The following is an 846-nucleotide window of genomic DNA, read 5'->3' on the forward strand; positions in this document are numbered from 1 at the left end:
GTCCTAAATAGCGTTGACACTTTTTCCGCCCTTAAAAGGAAAAAGTAATGACTTCAAACACTAAGCGTACCCAACGTGACTATTCCCTTGCCTTTAAACTGTCTGTTGTAGACCAAGTCGAAAAAGGCGAACTAACCTATAAACAAGCGCAAGCTCGTTATGGTATTCAAGGTCGTTCCACTGTATTAACTTGGTTGCGAAAGCATGGTCGGTTAAATTGGTCTGATACTCAGTCCATTCACCGTAATCAGAAAAGGTTTACTATGTCCAAGGATGAACCCACCACTCTCACACCGGAACAACGAATCAAACAACTCGAAGCGGAACTCGCTGATGAGAAGCTTAAAGCTCAGTTCTTTGAAGAGGTTGTTAAGGTATTGAAAGAAGACTTTGGAATCAGTGTCCCAAAAAAGCGACCACCAAAATCCTCCAAGAAAAGCGGCTCCAAACCTTAACCGTCAGTCGCGCTTGTCGTTATCTGAAAATCAGTCGTCAAGCCTACTATCAAGGGTTAGCAAGAGATAAGGCAAAGCAAATTCGTTTTGACGCTGTGCTGAACTTTGTGCGAGATATTCGCTTAGAACAACCGCGCATCGGTACACGAAAACTGCACTATCTCCTACTTCAATCGGCGCAAACTGGGGTAAAGATGGGACGCGATGCGCTTTTTGACCTACTACGTTGGTATCGCATGTTGGTCAGGAATCGACGTGCCTATCACAAGACGACACAAAGTCATCACCGGTTTTATAAACATCCCAATCTCCTCAAGGAGCAGGGACAAGAAAAACTCGCACAAACGCCGGAACAGCTCTGGGTCGCCGATATCACCTATCTTCCCGTGCA

General features: G+C 45.3%; 1 pseudogene. It reads left to right on the plus strand.

The window, feature by feature from the left end:
* Positions 1–47: 47 nt before the first annotated feature.
* Positions 48–846: pseudogene (locus J3998_RS13310) on the plus strand (transposase family protein); the annotation flags it as partial.

It is taken from the genome of Thiomicrorhabdus marina (genome assembly GCF_017571465.1).
GTDB lineage: Bacteria > Pseudomonadota > Gammaproteobacteria > Thiomicrospirales > Thiomicrospiraceae > Thiomicrorhabdus > Thiomicrorhabdus marina.